General features: G+C 41.1%; 17 protein-coding genes and 1 pseudogene. 5 read left to right on the top strand and 13 right to left on the bottom strand.

The window, feature by feature from the left end:
* Window positions 1–194 precede the first annotated feature (194 nt).
* A complete protein-coding gene (locus B2400_RS04845; RefSeq protein WP_293931421.1) occupies window positions 195–1661 on the bottom strand; it encodes a glycoside hydrolase family 130 protein in 1467 nt (488 codons plus the stop codon).
* A 155-nt stretch (window positions 1662–1816) separates the two neighbouring features.
* On the opposite strand from B2400_RS04845, the gene B2400_RS04840 reads away from it, so the two are divergent.
* Both B2400_RS04840 and B2400_RS04835 read left to right on the top strand, forming a co-directional pair.
* Entirely contained in the window at window positions 1817–3034 is a 1218-nt protein-coding gene (locus B2400_RS04840; RefSeq protein WP_293931418.1) for a glycosyltransferase family 4 protein, read from the top strand.
* Between the two features lie 16 nt (window positions 3035–3050).
* Entirely contained in the window at window positions 3051–4115 is a 1065-nt protein-coding gene (locus B2400_RS04835; RefSeq protein WP_293931415.1) for a hypothetical protein, read from the top strand.
* Window positions 4116–4796: 681 nt separating this feature from the next.
* Here B2400_RS04835 and B2400_RS04830 read toward each other — a convergent pair.
* From B2400_RS04830 to B2400_RS04800, 6 genes and pseudogenes are all read right to left on the bottom strand, one after another.
* Window positions 4797–5546, bottom strand: coding sequence for an NYN domain-containing protein (locus B2400_RS04830; protein ID WP_293931413.1), 750 nt, complete (start codon window positions 5544–5546; stop codon window positions 4797–4799).
* 184 nt (window positions 5547–5730) lie between these two features.
* Window positions 5731–6075: pseudogene (gene arr / locus B2400_RS04825) on the bottom strand (NAD(+)--rifampin ADP-ribosyltransferase).
* Between the two features lie 278 nt (window positions 6076–6353).
* Entirely contained in the window at window positions 6354–6974 is a 621-nt protein-coding gene (locus tag B2400_RS04815) for a response regulator transcription factor (RefSeq protein ID WP_293931408.1), read from the bottom strand.
* Window positions 6967–8997 (bottom strand): sensor histidine kinase, encoded by a 2031-nt coding sequence (locus tag B2400_RS04810; protein WP_293931405.1) that lies wholly within the window; start codon window positions 8995–8997, stop codon window positions 6967–6969. The genes B2400_RS04815 and B2400_RS04810 overlap by 8 nt, the downstream gene beginning before the upstream one ends.
* A 48-nt stretch (window positions 8998–9045) precedes the next feature.
* A complete protein-coding gene (locus B2400_RS04805) occupies window positions 9046–9648 on the bottom strand; it encodes a hypothetical protein (protein ID WP_293931403.1) in 603 nt (200 codons plus the stop codon).
* Window positions 9649–9664: 16 nt separating this feature from the next.
* Window positions 9665–10645, bottom strand: coding sequence for a TolB family protein (locus tag B2400_RS04800; protein WP_293931400.1), 981 nt, complete (start codon window positions 10643–10645; stop codon window positions 9665–9667).
* Between the two features lie 525 nt (window positions 10646–11170).
* Here B2400_RS04800 and B2400_RS04795 point away from each other — a divergent pair.
* Both B2400_RS04795 and B2400_RS04790 read left to right on the top strand, forming a co-directional pair.
* Window positions 11171–11455 (top strand): hypothetical protein, encoded by a 285-nt coding sequence (locus B2400_RS04795; protein ID WP_293931397.1) that lies wholly within the window; start codon window positions 11171–11173, stop codon window positions 11453–11455.
* Between the two features lie 109 nt (window positions 11456–11564).
* On the top strand, window positions 11565–11858 hold the full coding sequence (locus B2400_RS04790) for a putative quinol monooxygenase (RefSeq protein WP_286650758.1): 294 nt from the start codon (window positions 11565–11567) through the stop codon (window positions 11856–11858).
* Here B2400_RS04790 and B2400_RS17850 read toward each other — a convergent pair.
* Entirely contained in the window at window positions 11844–12005 is a 162-nt protein-coding gene (locus B2400_RS17850) for a JAB domain-containing protein (protein ID WP_350319937.1), read from the bottom strand. The two genes, B2400_RS04790 and B2400_RS17850, sit on opposite strands and share 15 nt — an antisense overlap.
* A 473-nt stretch (window positions 12006–12478) precedes the next feature.
* On the opposite strand from B2400_RS17850, the gene B2400_RS04785 reads away from it, so the two are divergent.
* Entirely contained in the window at window positions 12479–14155 is a 1677-nt protein-coding gene (locus B2400_RS04785) for a hypothetical protein (RefSeq protein ID WP_293931394.1), read from the top strand.
* Between the two features lie 302 nt (window positions 14156–14457).
* Here B2400_RS04785 and B2400_RS04780 read toward each other — a convergent pair whose 3' ends face one another.
* The 5 genes from B2400_RS04780 to B2400_RS04760 all read right to left on the bottom strand — a co-directional run bounded on the left by B2400_RS04780 (window position 14458) and on the right by B2400_RS04760 (window position 19945).
* The gene (locus B2400_RS04780) at window positions 14458–14862 is read right to left on the bottom strand and encodes a helix-turn-helix domain-containing protein (RefSeq protein ID WP_293931391.1); all 405 of its coding nucleotides are present in this window, start codon (window positions 14860–14862) and stop codon (window positions 14458–14460) included.
* A 280-nt stretch (window positions 14863–15142) separates the two neighbouring features.
* Window positions 15143–16336 carry a Na+/H+ antiporter NhaA gene (gene nhaA / locus B2400_RS04775; protein WP_293931388.1) on the bottom strand — a complete coding sequence of 398 codons (1194 nt, stop codon included), beginning with the start codon at window positions 16334–16336 and terminating at the stop codon, window positions 15143–15145.
* A 3-nt stretch (window positions 16337–16339) separates the two neighbouring features.
* A complete protein-coding gene (locus B2400_RS04770) occupies window positions 16340–17779 on the bottom strand; it encodes an alanine/glycine:cation symporter family protein (protein WP_293931385.1) in 1440 nt (479 codons plus the stop codon).
* Between the two features lie 98 nt (window positions 17780–17877).
* Window positions 17878–18564: a potassium channel family protein gene (locus B2400_RS04765; protein ID WP_293931382.1), complete on the bottom strand. Its 687-nt coding sequence runs from the start codon at window positions 18562–18564 to the stop codon at window positions 17878–17880.
* A 4-nt stretch (window positions 18565–18568) separates the two neighbouring features.
* Window positions 18569–19945 carry a TrkH family potassium uptake protein gene (locus B2400_RS04760; RefSeq protein ID WP_293931379.1) on the bottom strand — a complete coding sequence of 459 codons (1377 nt, stop codon included), beginning with the start codon at window positions 19943–19945 and terminating at the stop codon, window positions 18569–18571.
* Window positions 19946–19958: the final 13 nt, after the last annotated feature.

Genomic DNA, 19958 nt, shown 5'->3' with positions numbered 1-19958 from the left:
ACAACTTGCCACACGATGTCTTCTTTGAGAATCGTTATAGCGATAAAACACTATATACAATACAAATTGACGTCAGGAGCGTTAAAACTATCAAATATCGACTTACTGCTTAAAACTCAAAAATGAAAACAGTAATGAAATCGCAAAAGCTATAAAACAGAAGAAGGTGCCTTTTTAGACACCTTCCTTATTTATTAATCCACTAAATTTTTCAATAGTTCATCCAAACATACCGTTGCATATGTTGACTCTTGATCGGAGTATGCATATGGCAATATCAGATGGTTGTTATGGATAATCTGTCCACAGGAATACAGGACGTTTGGCACATAACCATTTCGCTCAGTTTCATTGGCAAACAAAAGCGGCTTTTTCAATTTTCCGATTACTTTAGTAGGGTCTTCAAGATCCAATAAAAGAGCGCCGATGGAATATTCGCGCATAGGACCTACGGAATGGGTAATGACCAACCATCCTTCTTTGGTCTCTACCGGAGACCCACAGTTTCCAACTTGAATAAATTCCCACGGATACTCAGGTTCTCCGACAAGCTTAATCTCCTCGTGCCAATTGGTGAGGGAGTTGGAGAATGCCACGTAGCTATTTTCTCCATCTACACGGCAGAGCATAGCATATTTCCCCTTAATTTTCCGCGGAAATAGAGCTGCGCCCTTGTTAGCGATTTTACCGTTTAAAGGCTGTATTTTAAAGTTAACAAAATCCTTAGTAGACAATAGTTTTGGAAGAATTGAATATCCATCATACGCAGTATAAGTAGCATAGTATGTCGCTTTGCCTTTGTCGGAAATAAACTGTACAAAACGAGCATCTTCTATTCCGTTTTTCTCGGTATCCGATATGGGGAAAATAACCCGTTCTGAGATAGAAGTATCGCGGGAATAAGATATTTCATAATGCGAGGATGCTAACCACAGCATTTGTTGCATTAGAATCTGACTGTCGTAACTTAAATCTTCCTGTTCCTCTTTTATTTCCCTGACGAAGCGTTGCAACTCGTCGTAGGTAAATGTGTCCGTCAGCTTGTCTTCAATTACCTTTTGCACATGCTCTTCCGGCTGATGCAAATCAACGAGCCTTTCGATGAATTCCGCTTTTCTGTAGCGGTGATTTTTAATATGCTTGGGTTTATCCAATAATATACCGACTTCATCGAGATGTATATCTAAGTTTTTGTCGATAACGGCGGACCGGAATACGATTGACGAAAGGTGCCCCTCGCCCACCGCTCTGAAGCTCATAATAATTCTTTTTTCTCCTTCATGCGTCTGCGACTGATCGGGCGACAGCACGATGGACGGATTAAAATAGGCTGCTGCCTCGATGGAATATTCCATGGTGAAGTACGAGCCTATCAATAGTCTTTCCTCGTCGGAAAGCGACTGCTTGCTAATCTTCAGCTCCTTGAGTATTGGATCGACAGCCGTAAAATTCCTTTCAAATATGTTGATGATACTGCGGTGTCTTCTGGCATAATTTCGAAGAATCTGATTAAGTGTGCTTTCCTTATCAGTCTCTGACATGCTCAACACCCGATTGATGATCTTTTTCGAGCGTTCTGGCGATAAGACGAATCTTCGCGCCAGCACTCTATCCAGTTTAGGTTTAAAGAATATGTTTTTTCGAGTTATTGTAATTCCCATGTTATTTTACTTAGTAGGTTTTGTTATAACATCGAAATCCATAAAAGTGTTCATTGTCAGAATGATTTAATATTTAAGCGAGGAGAGCGAACATTTAGCCATTTGGCTTGTTCATTAGGTGCACTGGCTGTAGAAGTATTAATTCAAAGACTTACATGAAAAGAACATTAATAATAGCAACTTACCTTCCGAGGCAATGTGGAATTGCTACATTTAGTCATGATTTGTACAAATCATTAGTTGAGAACGGGAAAGAGGCGGAAATTATGGCTATTTCCAATGGCTCGGAACAAAACTTTCCGAAGCAGGTGGTCTATTCTGTACAGCAGCATGAAAAGGAAGAGTATGTGTCTGCGGGCAAATGGATCAATCAAAGCGACTACGATTGCTGTATTTTACAGCATGAATTTGGAATTTTTGGAGGATCTGCCGGCGATTACATTCTCCCTTTATTGGAGCAGCTTACTATTCCTATTATCAGTAATCTACATACGGTGTTGGATTCTCCATCAGTCGATGAAAAGCGCGTGATCATGCGATTAGCGGAGTTGAGCAGCAAGATTACGGTGATGACCGATCGCGCTATCCGTGTTTTAACGAACGTCTATCAAATCCCTCGTTCTAAGATCAAGTTGATTCCTCACGGTGTGCCGGATTTTCAAATAACCGCAGAAGAGGCGAAAGAATATTTAGGTTTGGAAGGAAAGACCGTGATGTTATCTTTTGGTCTGTTGGGGAGAAGTAAAGGCTATGAGGTAGCGATTGAAGCCGTTTCGAAGATTAAAGATGATAACTTCTTGTATATCATCCTGGGGGCGACGCATCCAAACGTCTTGCGACATGAAGGCGAAAGCTATAAAAACGAATTGATACGACAGGCGGCCAGCCTTGGTCTGAGCGGTAAAGTTATGTTCGTTAATAAGTATGCGAGCGATGCGCTTTTGCAGATTTATTTAAAAGCATGTGATATTTATGTCACGCCTTATCCGAATGTAAACCAGATGAGCAGTGGCACGCTTACCTTTGCCTTAGGCGCGGGTGCGGCAGTCCTATCCACACCGTATTGGTATGCAAAAGATCTGTTAGCCGATGACCGCGGCTGTTTATTTGATTTCAATGATTCTGAAGGGCTTGCAGAGTGTCTAAATCGCTTATTAAGCAACCCATTATTAATGAATTCTTATAGAAATCGTGCATTAGCCTATGGCACGAAAATGTCTTGGCCAAATGTGGGTAAACAGCAGATTGAGTTGATTCGTAGCTTAGTGCCTAGGGAAAGCAGCGGAGTGGTGAAAGCATTAACGGTTAAGAATGAATTTACTCAGCTGCTCCCGCTAAAACAGCAATCGCAACGTAGAACAGCAAATAACTAGAAAGGTATTATAGATATTGAATAAAGAAGAGATAAATAAGGAAGTTGAGCGCTTTTTCGAGGCGGTACCTCGTTTAGATTTACGATATATCGAGAAGATAAGTAGCCCCACAGGAATCTATCAGCATGCTTTATATAATATTCCTGACTATAGACATGGATATTGCCTGGACGATAATTGCCGGGCAATGCTTTTATTCATACTAGCGGATCAGTATGGTCATCCAACTTTGGAACATCCACTTTTTCGAGCTTACCTCTCGTTTATCGCATACTGCCAACAGGACGACGGGAGGTTTCGTAATTTTATGTCTTATGATCTTCGATTTCTCGAAGATGTAGGCTCCGATGATAGTATAGGTCGCTGTATTTGGTCTTTAGGTGTGCTATTGGCCAACGAACGGTTTTCGGCCTATCATCCATTAGCGTTCGATCTTTTTAGTCGTTCCATACCCCACTTCTCAGGCTTTCGATCCGTTAGAGCGGTCGCTTATCTGATTTTGGGATTAGTAGACGCGCTAGCCTACAAGCCCTATGACGGACAGTATTTAGAGAAATTACAGGATTTATCGACTTTTTTGGTAAATGAGTATCAGGCATGTGCGGCCGACAACTGGCATTGGTATGAAGAGATAATTTCCTATGATAATGCGGTTGTTCCTTTGAGTTTGATTCGCGCCTCCCGGTTGCTTGGAAAAAAGGATTGGGAAGAAATCGGTCTAGAAAGTTTCAATTTTTTGGATAAAATATTATTTCGAAAGAATCATCTTTCGATTGTTGGTAATGAGGGTTGGTATAGAAGAGGCGAGAAGCCAAGTATATTTGGTCAGCAGCCTATTGAGGTTCCCTCGATTATGTTATTGTATCAGGAGGTCTATACTTTGGATGGCAAAGAAGTCTGGTTGGATAAGGCAAAAATGGCGTTTTTATGGTATTTAGGAAAGAATGATATGGGACGGAGTTTATATAACCCGGTGGAAGGTTCTTGTTATGACGGGTTGGAATCTTACGGGGTAAATCAGAACCAAGGTGCCGAAAGTAACTTGGCGTTTTGGTTGGCCTATTTGTTGGTTAGGCGGTAAGTTGGATAAAAAACTAACTTGGTCTATACTTCATAAGTTCATTTCTCTTCACTGAGTCAATCGACTTGAACCGTTGCTTGGAATTCTTACATCTGGAAACATACTCATTCGATACAATCGATAGCGTGGCTTTCCTTCGATAGCGCTTATATCCAAACGACAGCGGGTGTACTATTTCATGTTAGCAGGAAGGTGAAGAAGCTATGGCGTTTCGGTTTCAAACTCTTCTAAACTTTAAATGGATACAAATCTCGTCCCATGCATTGAGGTCGCTATTCATCTGGAAGAATATTCTTTTGTACACTGGAAATGCTTCATAAGTCCTCTGTTTACGATTCTTCTCTCAAAAGCTTTCCTATACAGTCCCGATTCTCAACATAACTTGTCTAAGAAAATGTTTGAATGAATTTTATACGACAATGCCCATACGCCGCAAAAATATCATACGCTATTCTTCCAAATCAATGCAGCAACCGATGCGAACCAAAGTTTAGCTTATGAAGAAATCTACCGAGGTAAACTTCAAGTCCAATTAATTTTATCCGCGCGAAGCCAGTAAGAGCAAGTCATGTAAAAAATTATGTAACCTACTAACAAAGCTAGTATATGTTAGACCAATATTTTAAAAGCCAATCTTCCCATGAAACACTTTTGCTTAGGCAAGCTTTCTACAACTTTAAATCATTTCGGTTTGATAAAGATATGCTTGACGCTTTCGTTATTGGTATCACGCTCATCGATAGCAAACTTGTTCGTGTCTTTTATCAACGGCAATAGTTTTTGGAAGCCATAATTTCGGGGGTCGAAATCAGGTTTCTTCTTGAGGATATAATTTCCTAGATGCGCTAAGAAAGTCCATCCCGTCTCATCCGCCAAATCATTCACACTTTCCGTTAATATTCTAATGGTTTCTTTGTCCACCTTGCTAATCGGTTCTTCCTTATTCGCTCGTCGCGCCGTTGTAGCCCTTGCTGAAGGTTTCTCTACCTTTTCCGCAGGCGCCTTCAAAATTTCTAAATAGATAAATTTGTCGCAGGCCGAAATAAAAGGTTGTGGCGTCTTTTTCTCACCAAAGCCGATCACACGCATGCCAGCCTCTCGTAGTCGGGTCGCTAAACGCGTAAAATCGCTGTCACTAGAAACAATGCAGAAACCAGTAACCTTTTCCGAATACAAGATATCCATCGCGTCAATGATCATCGCGCTATCGGTAGAATTCTTGCCTGTCGTGTAACTGTATTGCTGAACTGGGGTAATCGCATTTTCCAATAACACCCCTTTCCACCCGGAAACTCTGGAGGTCGTCCAATCCGCATAGATTCTTTTGATGGTGGGAGTCCCATTTTTCGCGATTTCTTCCAGCATCTCTTTCACGTTGGAATAAGGAACATTATCCGCGTCGATCAATACCGCTAATTTATCTTCTTTCATCGAATACCTCTTTAGTTTATCGGATGGCTAAGAGCATAAGCAATTTACAAATAAAAGCAGGCTTGAGAAAGACATTCTCAAATAATAAAAAAGTCTAAATAATTAAGGCGAAGCGTACCGGCCCCTCTTTGCTCTAATCCTCGTTCAAAGAGCGGATTCCATCCCTCTTTACTTTCGCAAGAGCTTACTTCATTGCTTTAACTTGCTCGACAGTATGCCCATGCCAATTAACAACCTCTCCAACGACTCTAAAGGAATCTTTCGAACGGTAAGATTTTGTTGGATTCCCTGGAATTTTTTTGTCTGTTAGATCCGGATTGTCTTCAATTGCCCCGGTGGGCTCGACTACGTAAATTCTTTCCTTTCCCATTCCACAAGCAAGTTCTGCGCCCCAAATGGCAGCATCCAAGGTGGCGGCAAGAAAGATATAAATGGCATCTCAGCCCTCTCCGAAATTAGAGCTGAAGCCAGCCTCTATCAAATCCCCTACTTTTAGGTTCGCTTTCGTTCCGTGGCGGGGAGTATACAGTGTGTGTTGAAACCCTGGCCTTTTTACCGATGTTTCACCTCCCGCTTTGTTTTCTTTGTTGGAATTGTTACAGGAACTCATTAGAAGCACACCCATAATTAGGGCGATAGTGACTGTTCTTTTCATATGTATATTACTTACTTTTTTAATTGTCACCCCCCAGCTGGCGGATTCATGCGGGTTTGTGTCTTGCATAACATTCATATTCCGTATACGTTTTATGCGTTTCAAAATGATTGATCTATGGTCTCTTCGTTTATCCAGGCATGGCATGGTTTTTAGATGAATTTCATTTCCGTTGCCCTGTGTATCAGGGATACGGAATTGGTCACGCAAAACTTTTGCAGTAGATTCCGCCGGTGACTTTCGACTGTCAGCGGACTGATAAACATGAGTTCGCCAATCTTTGGTGTGGTACATCCTTTTGCCATCAAAGCTAGTACTTCCCGTTCCCTTTCCGTGATTTTAGGTACGGTATCCTGTTTATCTGACAATATATCGTTCATCTCCTTGCTGAATACCTGCTCACCATCATATACGGCCTGTATAGCTTCTATCAGTTCTTCTGCAGATACATTCTTAAGGAGGTAGCCGGCCGCGCCAGCCTGCATCATACGCGAAGCAATACTTCCTTCGTTTAGATTGCTAATGGCGATTATCCGTGTCTCGGGGTAGGACTTTCGTATAATTTCAGTCGCGTCGATTCCATTCATATCGGGCATATTGATATCCATCAGCACGACATCTATGTGGTCGGTCATTAAAAAGTTCAAAGCATCTGCAGCGCAGGTAAACGTTTTTCTGAGTAAGATATTGGCATTCCTATTTAGAATAAACTCAAACCCATTTAATACCAACGGATGGTCGTCAATAATAATGACGGAGATAACATTATCCATATATATCGAGTTGAATATGAAACGATGCTCCCCGACCTAATGTTGCATCGATATCAAACTGTCCATTTAATAATTCTACGCGGTTGCGGATATTAGAAAGTCCTATACCTTCTTTTTCAAATAGATCATTCCTGGCATCAAATCCGCGGCCATTGTCCTCCACCGAAATGAAAAACTTCCCATCTTCTTCACTACATTGCACCCAAACCTGCGAAGCTCCGCTGTGTTTTACAGCATTGGTTAATAGCTCCTGCACGATACGGTACACCGCGATTTGAAAAGCTTGCGGATAATTGTCATTCATGTTTGTCGTCTGGAAATCTATCTTTAATTCCGCATTGCTCATGGCATTGCATAGGTCCTTCAAAGCCGCTTGCAGCCCCATGTACAATAAAGACTCGGGCATCATATTACGGGCCACCCGGCGCAGTTCACTGACCGAATGGTCTAATTGATTGATAATGGTGTATAATTCCATATGGGATTCCTTATTAATGTCTTGTTTATCAACATTGGTGGCAACTGCGGATAGTTTCAATTTAACATTTGCCAACATTCCACCTAAGCCATCGTGCAGATCTCTAGCTACTCGACTGCGTTCGTTTTCCTGTCCTTGCAGCATCGCATGATACAAATTCAGTTTTTCTTGCTGCCGGTGGTTTTTAAGCTCCTCCTGTAAAAGCATTTCTTTGTGTGTGGCTAATCTTTTTTTGTTTTTCAAGGCATTATACCAACTATAACCAACTGCGGCCAATATAATACTGGTTAACAACAGAACACCGACCAACAGGCGCGTGTTTTGTAGGGAAAGCTGCTGTTTTTGATTTTCCGTTTTTATCTGAAGAATAGTTTTTTCTTTTTCCGAGGTCTGATATTTTTTTTCCAATTCCTGTATATGGGCTTGACTTTGATCAGAAAAAAGGGTGTCAGATACGCTTTTATGTGCTTCATACCATTTCACAGCCTCTTGATATTGATTTAATCTAGTCGCGATACTAGCGAGATTGTAATATACCATCTGCTTGTTTCGCAAAGAAGATTGCTGCTGTACATAAGGCAATACTTCCAACAACTTTTCCCTTGCAGCGGCATATCGGTTGTTCATCTGATAGGCGGTAAATTGATCAAAAAGTAGGGTTGCGACCATATCCTCGTTGCTCTGTGTCTTTGCTGCGGAGAGGCCGTTTTCAAAATGTGCATCTGCTTTTTCATGATTTTTGACTGCCGCCCAGTGACTTCCCGAGACAGCATGGTATATAGGAATGTAGGATGAATTCGGGACCTGAACAGCCAATACACCCGCGCTGTCTATAAATTCACCCGACTTACGATAATTTTTGTGCAGCAAAGCATTGCGTGCTGCATTGATAAATAGTGTGAAACGCCCCTCCAAGGCCTCTTTCTTGCCTTTAAGTAATTGCAGCGCTTTGTTATAATAGTCATCTGCATTTTTATAATCGCCTAAATTCATTAAATTCATGGCGACATTCTGATAATTATTCCCTAATAAGGATGAGTCTCCGATACTTTTGGCTAAGGGAATGACTTTTTCTATTAGAATTTCCACATACTCGTGTGCTTTTCCTTCGCGTTGCAATAAAGCACCATAGCTGCCCCATAACCGTGCGCGGAAACGTGACGCCTCGAGACGTTTTTCTGCACCTACATCTTTCAATCTTCCTTCTGCCTCCATGTATTTTTGTTTGGCTTTGGCAGGATCGGTCTCAAAATAGACTGAGGCACGGTAAAAGCTATTCAATCCCCGATAATACGGGGAATTACCTCTTCCCCCTAAAACATTCTCAGCTTCGCGTATATACGAAAACGCCTTCGCTGTATCGTAGTCTGACCAAAAAAAACTTAGATCGAATAAAGCCTGTGCCTTTGGTCCGTGCTCTTGTATTTGCTGGATTTGTCGATACAAACTATCATTGTAGTGTTTTAGGTCGTCTTTCGACTGACTAAATCCCGCTGTTATTATAAACAAGCAATACAAAACAAGCAATCCGAGTCTCTCTGTCATTTGGAATATAATCAGTGATTGTTTTGAAATTACGGATAAATACGCAAACTAACAATCGGGCACCATACCCATAGTCATGCCGTTAGGCCCCCATATCGGAACCATGCGCATTTGACAGCCAGATCCGCTGTCGTCATTTTCCGTGATCTCGCGACTGGTATCAAAATTAAGTTCCAATCTTGTTCCCTCGGGAAAGCTCTCGGTCTCCTGTTTGAATATGGCGACCATTTTCATTTGACCCTTATCTCGTCTCAAATTTCCGTCGAAGGACATATCCTGCGCTTCCGAGATAAACTTTCCATTTATAGTCTGATCCATAATTCTAAAAAATATATCGGAATTTTCTTTCTCCATATAAAAAGACTCCCGATCGAACCGTCCACGTATCTTGATATTGATCTCGCCGAGATCGTCGATGTCCGCCAGAAAAACAATGGATACAGAATCTTTTACGTCCTCGATAAGAGCGATAGTTCCATCTCCAGAAAGACCTAATATGCTACCTTCCAGCGACATATGTCCTTGGACTGTTCCTTTGTAAGGTATGCCGCCGTAGAGGCTGTTAAAATCTTCGTTTTTCCGAGCTGGATCATCATCTTTGGCACATCCCAAAAGAAGAATAGACACCATGTACAACATTATTCTCTTCATCACTATTTAATTTAAATTACCTCCATACCATCTGTCCGCTACCGGATTCGATTTTTTCTTTCCCTTTCCAGATGACAGGAATCACACCCGGTGAATTGTCTTCTGCATCGGGATTTGTAGTGTACTGCCTGCCGTCATTGGGGATGATGCTCAGTTGCCATAATCGTCCAAAGCCTTCGCCACTATATCGATAGTAACTACCAAGGAGCAGATATTTTCCATCTGGGGAGAATACGGGCTCAGATTCCGTAAAATTGCTGTTGGTCACCTGCTTGAGATTGGACCCATCGATACCCATGGTGTGGATATGGTTGGCGATCCGTAGTGCGAGCTGGGTACCATTCCGATCTACCGCCAGTTCACCCCAATCTTCATAATCCATTTCCTTGACCAAAGTCCCGGAAGTATATGGGGGAGCAACACGGATAATATAATCTCCATGGGTCATGAGGAAATGGTTGTCCGGAAGCCATAGGGCACTTACATTAAAATCGAGCCGTTCTCCATTGATATCCACAATCCGGGAAACAAACTCACCATTCCTTTTCAGAACTGTGATACCGTCTTCCTTTTCGTTCGAGGTGACCAGAATCAAGCTGTTATCCGGCGAGAGATGACCCTTGCAATAAGCGCTGAGCCCAGGCCCGTTATAGATAAATTCCTCAACGACGGCCCCTGTATTGATATCGCTGATCGTGAATCGGACATCATATTGTCCCAAAGTGCTGGCGTTAACAACCGTCAGCTTCGTCTTTCCATCCCGTGAAATATCAAAGTTGTTGAGTTTGCTGTCGTCGGGAATAAACGATCCGCCCGTCCCGTCCGGCAAACTTATTTTGAGTATACCTTCGGTAGCCCAATCGTAATAAATGGTACCTTTCAATTCCGTGGGATATAGGCCCTCTGCTCGGTTGTCACCGGCGTTGTTTTCCTCTTTGGAACATCCGAGGAAAAAACAACAAATCGTGATCAATATAGATGCAGCTAAGTGTTTCATTCTTTCATCTTTAAAATATTTACTCTCAAAGTTACGGTAGGGTACGAATGCATGCAATCCACGAAAACTAGGATTTTTGACCAAGATATATGACAATGGCTGCAGATAAAAATAGCACCCGGAAAATTCACAGTTTCTCAGCTGAGAAATTAGTAATTACTGCGAACGTTCATTGAAGACTAGAAATGAGAAGACAGAATTACTGGTTAAGCTATTTGAAAAAGTAAAAGGTTAAACCGCCCCTATTTTTTACAATTGGACGCTTTAATGGTATTTTTATCTGTTACAAAAAATAGAGACCATGAAAAACCGTACTTATTTCCGCAGACGTCCGCGTTTTGGAAAAGCGAAAGTCAGTTTGATATAGGTATGCCTTTCTTTTGGTGGAAAGGACATTATGACCTGCATTTCCTAAAAAGGCTCTAGGAGCGGACACAGGACGAATTTTGCGCATACTATGAGCATCACCTGCAATTCTTTCTGAAGGAGAACGAAGAAGCGACCGAAATCGAGTATTTCAGGCACGTGAACGATATCGTCAGCGATGAACTGGGTAAGCTCATGGCGGACGATAAACGGGAATCCAAATCCAAGCACAAAAGCATCGTACAGCAGAAAAAGATGCTAAGGACATTCCTTGAGCATCTCACTTCGATAGACCAATGGAACGTCAGCAGGACAAAAGACGAGATTTTAGCGGAAAAGGAAAGTGAGATTAAGGAGTTAAAGGAAATCGTGGTGCAACTTATCAAAGAAGCCCGAAAACTTGAAACGGATGGTTTATTGATATCCCCAAAGGCTACGTTTTAACGGTAGTTGACCTTTTTTCCTAAGTTTTTGAACCAAATAAAAAAGTCTGAAAAACTTAAATGAGCTACATTTGTTAAAAAAAATATTTAATTTAAAAAAATAAAAAGATATGAAAAAATTAGGATTATTAGTTCGACTAGAAGCAAAAGCTGGAAAAGAAAAAAACGTGGAAGAGTTTATTACAAATGCGTTGCCACTTGCTAATGAAGAAGCCGGGACTATTACTTGGTATGCGTTCCGTATTGACTCTTCTACATTTGGCATTTATGACACATTTTCAGATGAAGAAGGCAGACAAGCACATCTTGGTGGTAAGATAGCAAAGGCGCTTATGGAAAATGCACCTGAATTGTTAGCTAATCCGCCATCTATTGAGAAATTGGACGTTTTAGCCGCTAAATAAACATACCAAAATTATTCTAAAATGGAAGTCTGTCAAAGTTCTGTAAATGAATTTGGACAGGCTTCCTTTGTTTACAAAACAACTTAATGGTCTATCTGCTGTGCTTGGCCTCAATGTGCCAGATGGGTGATTGTGCGCTACAGCAATCCTCGTTCTCTAATTTCAAGTTCATCTAGATCCCATTCTACGGAATGTTCTATCCATTAGTTGGGAATCGCTCTTTGATAATAGAGTCGAACTTAATAGTACAGTTAAAATTCCTTAGTAATGAAAAAGAATTGAACGTGAAATTGGTGGATTGTACCCCTCCCCCAATGTTGTACTTAAGGTAATCCAATTTATACCCGATTTCATTTTTTGGAAGCTTAAAAAAAGATGGATTAAGTTATTCTCGTTATAAAACCAAATATAGTTTCTATTTTTTGCCCAAATGAGATTATCACCGAAACATTTCCTATGCATGGTTGGTGAGGACACCAACCATGACTTGCGTTTTGCCAACACCCTTGTTCTCTCTATCTATCAACCTTGGTATTCTGAAACTCTCAGCTCTGGTATTCTGCTGAATAACAGGGAGCTATCAACAAAACAATCCCCTTTCCTTATGTGTTCTTTATTTAATGGATAACAAACAAAAATCACACAGATGGAAAATCTGGGTAGGCATCCTTGCCGCCTTGGTTTTATTGATATTAGGGGGGCTATATTTTGTTTCTTATAAATTGGAAGCCATGTTGGACAAGAAGCTGAAGGAAGGAATCACCAAATCCTCCGAAGGACTTTACAGCATTGAGTACAGTGATCTGGACTTAGATATCGTGGGTGGTAACCTTACACTAAAAGACATTCTTCTCAAAAATGACAGTACCGCATATATAAAGTTGGATAGCGCCAAAAAAGCACCCAATACTAGGTTTGAAGCTAGGGCGGATCGTTTGGCGATTAGTGGTGCCAGTGTATGGGGGATATTGGTCAATAAGAAGATCGATATCGGAACCTTTACTTTGGATTCCTTGAAAGCGAAGGTTCTACTCCGGGATAGGCCATATAATGAAAAGGAAGAGAAAGACTCTTATGCTATGATCAAAGATCGTTTTAGGTCTTTGGGAGTAGATAAGTTTCGAGCGAATGGCATTGCTTTGGAACTTGCAGACCTAAACAAGGAAGGTACTAAACCAAAAAAGGTGAAGGGGGTTGACATAGCCGTTGACAATTTTCTGATTGATGAACATTCGGGCACTGACAGTACGAGGTTTCTGTATTCCAAGGATATTTCATTGCACATTCCGGGGTTCAAGACCAATTTGGAGGGAGCGCCCTATACCTTTAGCTTCAAAGACCTAAAGTTCAGCTCAAAAAATCGGGATGCACAGATTTCCAAGTTGAGCTTGCAGCCTACATTGAGCTTGGAGGCTTTTGCAAAACAGGACAAACTTAACAAACCAAGGATAGAACTGGACCTGGATTCAACATGGATTACAGGTATAAATATACAGAAACTATTGGCAGACAAATTATTTGAGGCCGATAGTGCTCATGTTGTCGGTGGAGTTTTTGATCTTTCCAAGGACAAACGCTATCAATTGGAGAACGTGTCCAAGGTAGGCCAATCGCCAGCCCAACAGTTCATGAAAGTAGGCTTGCAATTTTCTGTAAAGGCAGTAAAAGTAAGTGGCATAGACCTCGGTTATGCACAGATCAGCGATAAGTACTTTAGGGAAGGAAAAATAGAGTTCAAAAACATCTGGGGAACATTGAAGAATGTCAGCAACGATACAACTGTTTTGCGCAGAAACAAGATTATGACGGCAGACTTGGTGGGCAATATTTATGGGGAAGGTCGTTTGAGTGCGTTTTTCACCTTTGACATGCTCAGCAAGGCTGGCAATCACTCTTATAAGGGGGGCTTGACGGCTATGAAAGTAGGTGCTTACAACCGGATTTTGGAACCGCTATTGAATATTAGATTGGCTGATGGAAATATTGAAAAGATTACTTTTGATATGCATGGCAACGATGTGAAGAACTGGGGGAAGTTCACGTTTGACTACAACCATCTTAAGGTTGATGTATTGAAGCATCCTGAAAAGGGACCCGGCAAAAAAGGCATTCTTTCTTTTATAGCAAACAAATTCTTTATCAATGACAGCAATCCCGATGCAAATGGGAAGTATCATGTTGCTCAGGTTGATTACGAACGAAACCCAAATCACCCTTTTTTCAAGGTGGTATGGCAGAGTTTGTTGCAAGGGATTATTGAATGTACAGGGACGGACCCTAAATATTTGCCTTTGTAATTGTTTGGGCCTCAGGCTCTGTCTTCGGCTCCACTAGGGGACCGAGCCGAAAGGCTGACATAAAATGTAACTTCAAAAAGCCGTTCCAATGCTCGTTAACTCTTTTTGTTCGTCTCGCATTTTTACCTGCAATGCTATGCATACCTGTCTTGGTGCTAATCATAGACTTACACTTTTCTATGTCGCAGTATTAAAGCTAACAGTCATCCTTTGATTGTTTTAGGTATCCGAATTCGTAAGTAATTGATGGTTTTTTTTACTAAGGCGCCTAAGTTGTAGTTTTTTATTTACAGTTTTACGATTTATTCTATGGTTTCCACTTCTTTATGATTTATAATAAATTCATAGCTCGCCAACAGCACCTTCAATCTTTCAGACACACGTCCTTTCCCATTTTCCCAGGCAAGGATTGTAGAAGGGTCAACACCTACCAACTTAGCTAATCGGTTTTGACTAAGCCCGTTCAAATATCTATAAGCTTTTATCCTCCCCATGAGAGTAGATGTATCAAGTTCAAATGGGAAGTATTCCAAGAACCCGAAAATGAGTGGATAGTATTGAATCTGAGGTTCACTTCTGTTGTTCTCCCAATATGTAACGCAGTCGTGGCTTACATTGAATATTGCCGCTACGTCCTTTTGAAACAGTTTTAGCTCCAATCTTCTCTTACTGATATGTTCTCCAAGAGCGGTAGGATTTAATGGCATCGACGCCAGCAGAGGTTTATTGATTTGTTGTTCAAAAAGCAAACAGGGCAACGCATGAATGAGGATCAGAATATTTTGCAAAAGATTATTAAACCGAACTCACGTTATTTAACTAAAATCAACATACGCTTTATTAAATCCCTAAACATTTCTTTAATTATTCGCGTTAAAATGTGTTTTCACTGTTATTTATAATAAAAAAATCATCGCCCAATTGATTATAGAACGATGATTAATAAAATGAGAATTACTTTCTTTTCTTAGATTGAATAGTTATCGTTTATTTAATTGCGGTTCTAGAGATAGCGTTCCAGTTTTTTCCAGACCTCAAAACTAAATATCCAACAACACCCGCGAGCAGCGAAGTGAGCAGAATTGCTAATTTTGCTTCCGCGATATGAATGACAGATTCAAAGGATAGTAAAGCGATAAAAATAGACATGGTAAAGCCTATACCAGCTAATAACCCAACTCCAAGAATATGTCTCCAAGTTGAATTTTCGGGTAATGTAGACAGCTTTAATTTTTGACATAGAAAAGCGGTGAGTAAAATCCCGATAGGTTTACCTAATAATAAGCCTAGGGATATTCCCAATCCCAAAGATGAAGTTAAGCCCTGTACCATAGAACTTTCTAAGGTAATATTTGTATTTGCGAAGGCAAAGATAGGGATGATTAAAAGGTTAACCGGTTTTACCAATGCATGCTCCAGTCGTTCTAACGGTGATTCTATGTCCGTGTCGTTGGTAGGGATGGTCAAGGCTACTAATACACCTGCTATAGTTGCATGAATACCCGAGTGATGAACAAAATACCATACAAAAACCCCAGGAATTAAATAAAGGTAAGGATTTTGTACGTTTAGTCTGTTCATAGCGATTAATACGGCTAATGCTATTGCGGCATAACCAAGGTACGTTGTCTCGATACCCGACGAATAGAAAAACGCAATGACTAAAATCGCGATAAGGTCGTCAACAATGGCTAAAGCAGCTAAGAATATTTTCAGACTAGCTGGCACCTTGTTGCCGAGCAAACTGATTACGGCTAGAGCGAATGCGATATCTGTCGCCATTGGAATTCCCCATCCCGACGTGGTATCAGATCCGGCGTTCAAGCTTAAATAGACTAATGCTGGAACAACAGCTCCCCCCAATGCGCACAATATGGGTAGAGAGGCTTTCTTAGGTGAAGATAGTTCTCCTTCGACAATTTCTCGTTTGATTTCCAGCCCTACCATTAGGAAGAAGATGGCCATCAATCCATCGTTTATCCATAAGAGGATGGAATATTTCAAGTGAATCGACTCATTTTCAAATCCCAATTGTCGATCAAGTAGTTGTTGCAAAGGTTGAGCAAAACTGCTGTTGGCTACAATCATAGAAATAATGACCGCGAAAAATAGCAAGGTACCTCCTGCATTACTAGAACGGAGGAAATTTTTAAATACGTTGAGGTTAATCAATTGAGGCATAATTTATTTTTTAGGTTCCCAAATAGGAACATTCGGTATATTATAAGTTTTGTTATAAAATCGAGGATTTTGACCTACGCTTTTTTGCATAGCATAATCTTGTTCTAAAAGAACCACTTTTTTATGGAGTAATAGAATTGCAAGCATGTTGAGCCAGGCCATCAACCCAACACCGATGTCGCCCAATTGCCATGCTGTAGATGCTGTCGTTATACAGCCTTGGAAAATTGAAACTAATAGCAAGAAGCGTAATCCCCAAATATATAGGCTGTTCTTTTGTTCCTGGAATAGAAAGTTAACATTTGTTTCGGCGATATAATAATACGCCATAATGGTAGTAAATGCAAAAAATGCTAAGGCAATCGCTACAAAAGAACTCCCTAATAGCGGAAAGTGGAGAGAAACGGCCATTTGGGTAAATGTGGGGCCCATTTCAATACCTTTCAAATTTTCAATGATAAAATTACCATCTGCACCCTGAACGTTGTATTGCCCCGTAAATAATATCATCAAGGCCGTGGCCGTACATACGAACAGTGTGTCGACATAAACCGAAAATCCTTGAACAAGCCCCTGTTTGAAGGGATGATCTACTTCAGCCGCCGCAGCAGCGTGAGGTGCGGTGCCTTGCCCAGCTTCGTTACTGTAAATTCCTCTCTTTACACCCCAAGAAATGGCGGCGCCAACGATACCGCCAAAGGTAGCGTCCAAACTGAAGGCAGATCGGAAAATCAGAGAAAATACGGATGGAATTTCTTGATAGTTGATGCCAATGATCACGAGTGCCATTAAAATATAAATACCTGCCATAAAAGGAACGACCAATTCAGAAACCTTCCCAATGCGTTTTACCCCTCCAACTATAATGAGTCCCATGAGAATAATTAATATCCCAGCGGTTACAAATCCTGAAGTGCCAAATGCAGTATCCATGGCTACAGCGATGCTGTTTGATTGGACGCTAGGTAATAGGAAGCCTGTGCTTACGATGGTTACAACTGCAAAAATTTTAGCAAAAGTTTTGTTTTTCAAGCCATAGTGAATATAATAAGCTGGACCGCCTCGATATTCGCCATTAATTTCTTGTTTATATAGCTGACCTAATGTGGCCTCGACAATGGCTGAGGCACTCCCAACAAAGGCTATGACCCACATCCAAAATATTGCTCCTGGGCCACCCATCCCTATGGCTGTTGCTACTCCGGCAATGTTTCCTGTTCCTACCCGGCCAGATATTGCCAAGGAAAAAGCTTGAAAAGATGAAATGCCTTTTGACGATGCTTTACCCGAGAATAATAGACGAATCATTTCATTGAGGTAGCGCAATTGAGGCAATCGGAAACGAATTGTAAAATAGGTTCCTGTCAAAAGACAGAGGTAAACCAATAAATCCGACCAAACCAACTTATAGATATTATCAACGATTTTTTGCAGTATTTCCATAGACGATGGGTGCAAAATATAAAAAGATGACCGATTAAGTTAGAATTGTTGTATAGATTATATTTATAAAGTTTAATCCCTGTAATAATATTTTGTAATTAACGTTTCAGAAATTCCTTAATGTTTCGGTTATCGCCATAAATCACAATGATTTCACCTTGTTGCAATACAGTGTCTGGTTTTGGTATTCCATGTAAGACCGTAGTCACGATCTTACTTTTTCCAATCAATGAATCGCGCTCTGTTTTCTTGAGTATGGTAAGTACCAAAATTTCATAATGTTCCCGGAACCCAATTTCTTGGATTGAACGGCCAACATACTTTTCAGGAACGACAGCTTCCACAATGCTATAATTCGAATTTAGCTCAAAAGAATCTATCAACCCGCTGAGACATAATTTTTTTGACCAACGCTCTGCAGTTTCTTCTTCGGGATGTACGATCTCTGAAACTCCTATCGCGTTCAGAACCTTTTCATGCAGATTGTTCACCGCACGGCTGATGAGGCGTTTGACCTGTGCTTCTTTACAAAGCGCGGTGACCATGATGTTGGCTCCCTCGTTTTCTCCTATTGCCACAACGACAATATCGGTATTCTTAAGAGGGAGGGAGGTAAAAGCAACGGGATCGGACGCGTCGATTGCTATGGTATGTGTGATGTGTTCCTTCAACGCGGTAATGCGCTCAAGTTTGATGTCTACACCAATGACTTCGTTTCCCTGAGCCGTGAGTTTTATAGCCAGTGATGCCCCAAAATTTCCCAATCCTATAATGATGAATTTCATATCTTTAATTTATGGTAAGTTCTTCTTTCGCGTACCGGTAATTGGTGAATTTTACTTTCTTGAAGATTGCGATCATAATAGAAAGCATGGTAACCCGTCCAATAAACATTAAAGCAACTAATATAACTTTGCTCGCCGTGGAAAGCTTAAAGGTAATCCCTAGTGTGAGGCCTACCGTGCTATAAGCCGAGAAACATTCAAAGGCAATCTGCATCAGCGTGAACTCTTTTTCAAATGCGCTGATGAGCAAAATGCACATACCAATAATAAATAAGGAGAGAGTCATCGTGGCAAATGCTCTTTTTAGGGTTATATCTGCAATTTCCCTTCTATATATTTCCAACCGCTCTTTTCCGCGTGCCAAGCTGAGGATATTCAATACTGCAACAGCAAATGTACTGGTCTTTATACCGCCGCCCGTTGAATTAGGAGATGCTCCGATCCACATCAAAAAGATGATAAAGAGAATGCTGGGAACTTGCAGCTGCGCAAAGTCAATGCTGTTATATCCTGCCGTTCGTGGTGTACTGGCCGTAAACAATGCAGTTACCCAACGTCCAAATGTTCCGTGTTCGCTGAAAGCCGCTTCACCTTCCAGCAGCCAAAGAAGAATAGTGGCAAATACAGTGATGCCCAGGGTTGTTACCAGGTTGATCTTACTATTGATATTGATCACCCATGGTTTGTATGTATTTTGATTTTCGACATACCGTTTGATTATTCTGTTGGCCAAATGCTTGAGGTAACGCAGCAGGTTGATGACAATCGGGAAACCCAAGCCACCAATTACAAACAGCCCAATGATTATCAGTTGAAAAGGGTAGTTGAACAGGACGGACTTTTCTGCCAGTCCAAGCGGAAGGGTCGAAAATCCGGCGTTGCAAAAGGAAGAGATAGAGTGGAAAATACAAAAGAAAAGGTGTCGACCAACTCCCAAAACTTTGAATTCTGGTGTACAGATATAAAGTAAGAGTGCGCCAGCTGCCTCGATGGAGAAAGTGATGAGGATGATACGCTTTAACAACAGGAATACCTCTCCCAATTTTTCCGAGTTGGCCATGTCCCTACTGGCCAATTGGTTTTCATAGGATGACCCGCCCTTAAAGAAATAAGCAAAATAGGAGGCAAATGTCAATATTCCCAGTCCACCAAGCTGTATGAGGAACATTATGATGAGCTTACCCAAGGGAGTAAATGCAGATGCCGTATCGACCACGATCAGTCCTGTTACACATACTGCACTTGTGGCTGTAAAGAGTGCGTCGACCCAAGCGATAGGATGGGAGCTGGAAATTGGAAGGGACAACAAAAAAGTCCCCGCCATAATCAGAAAAATAAAACTGCCGGCAAAAAGTTGCGCGGGGTTGTAGAATCTCTTCAAATCTCTTCGGTTT

The sequence above is a fragment of the Sphingobacterium sp. UBA6645 genome (assembly GCF_002455685.1).
In the GTDB taxonomy this organism is placed as follows: Bacteria; Bacteroidota; Bacteroidia; order Sphingobacteriales; family Sphingobacteriaceae; genus Sphingobacterium; species Sphingobacterium hotanense.
This window is presented reverse-complemented; position numbering and strand designations above follow the sequence as displayed.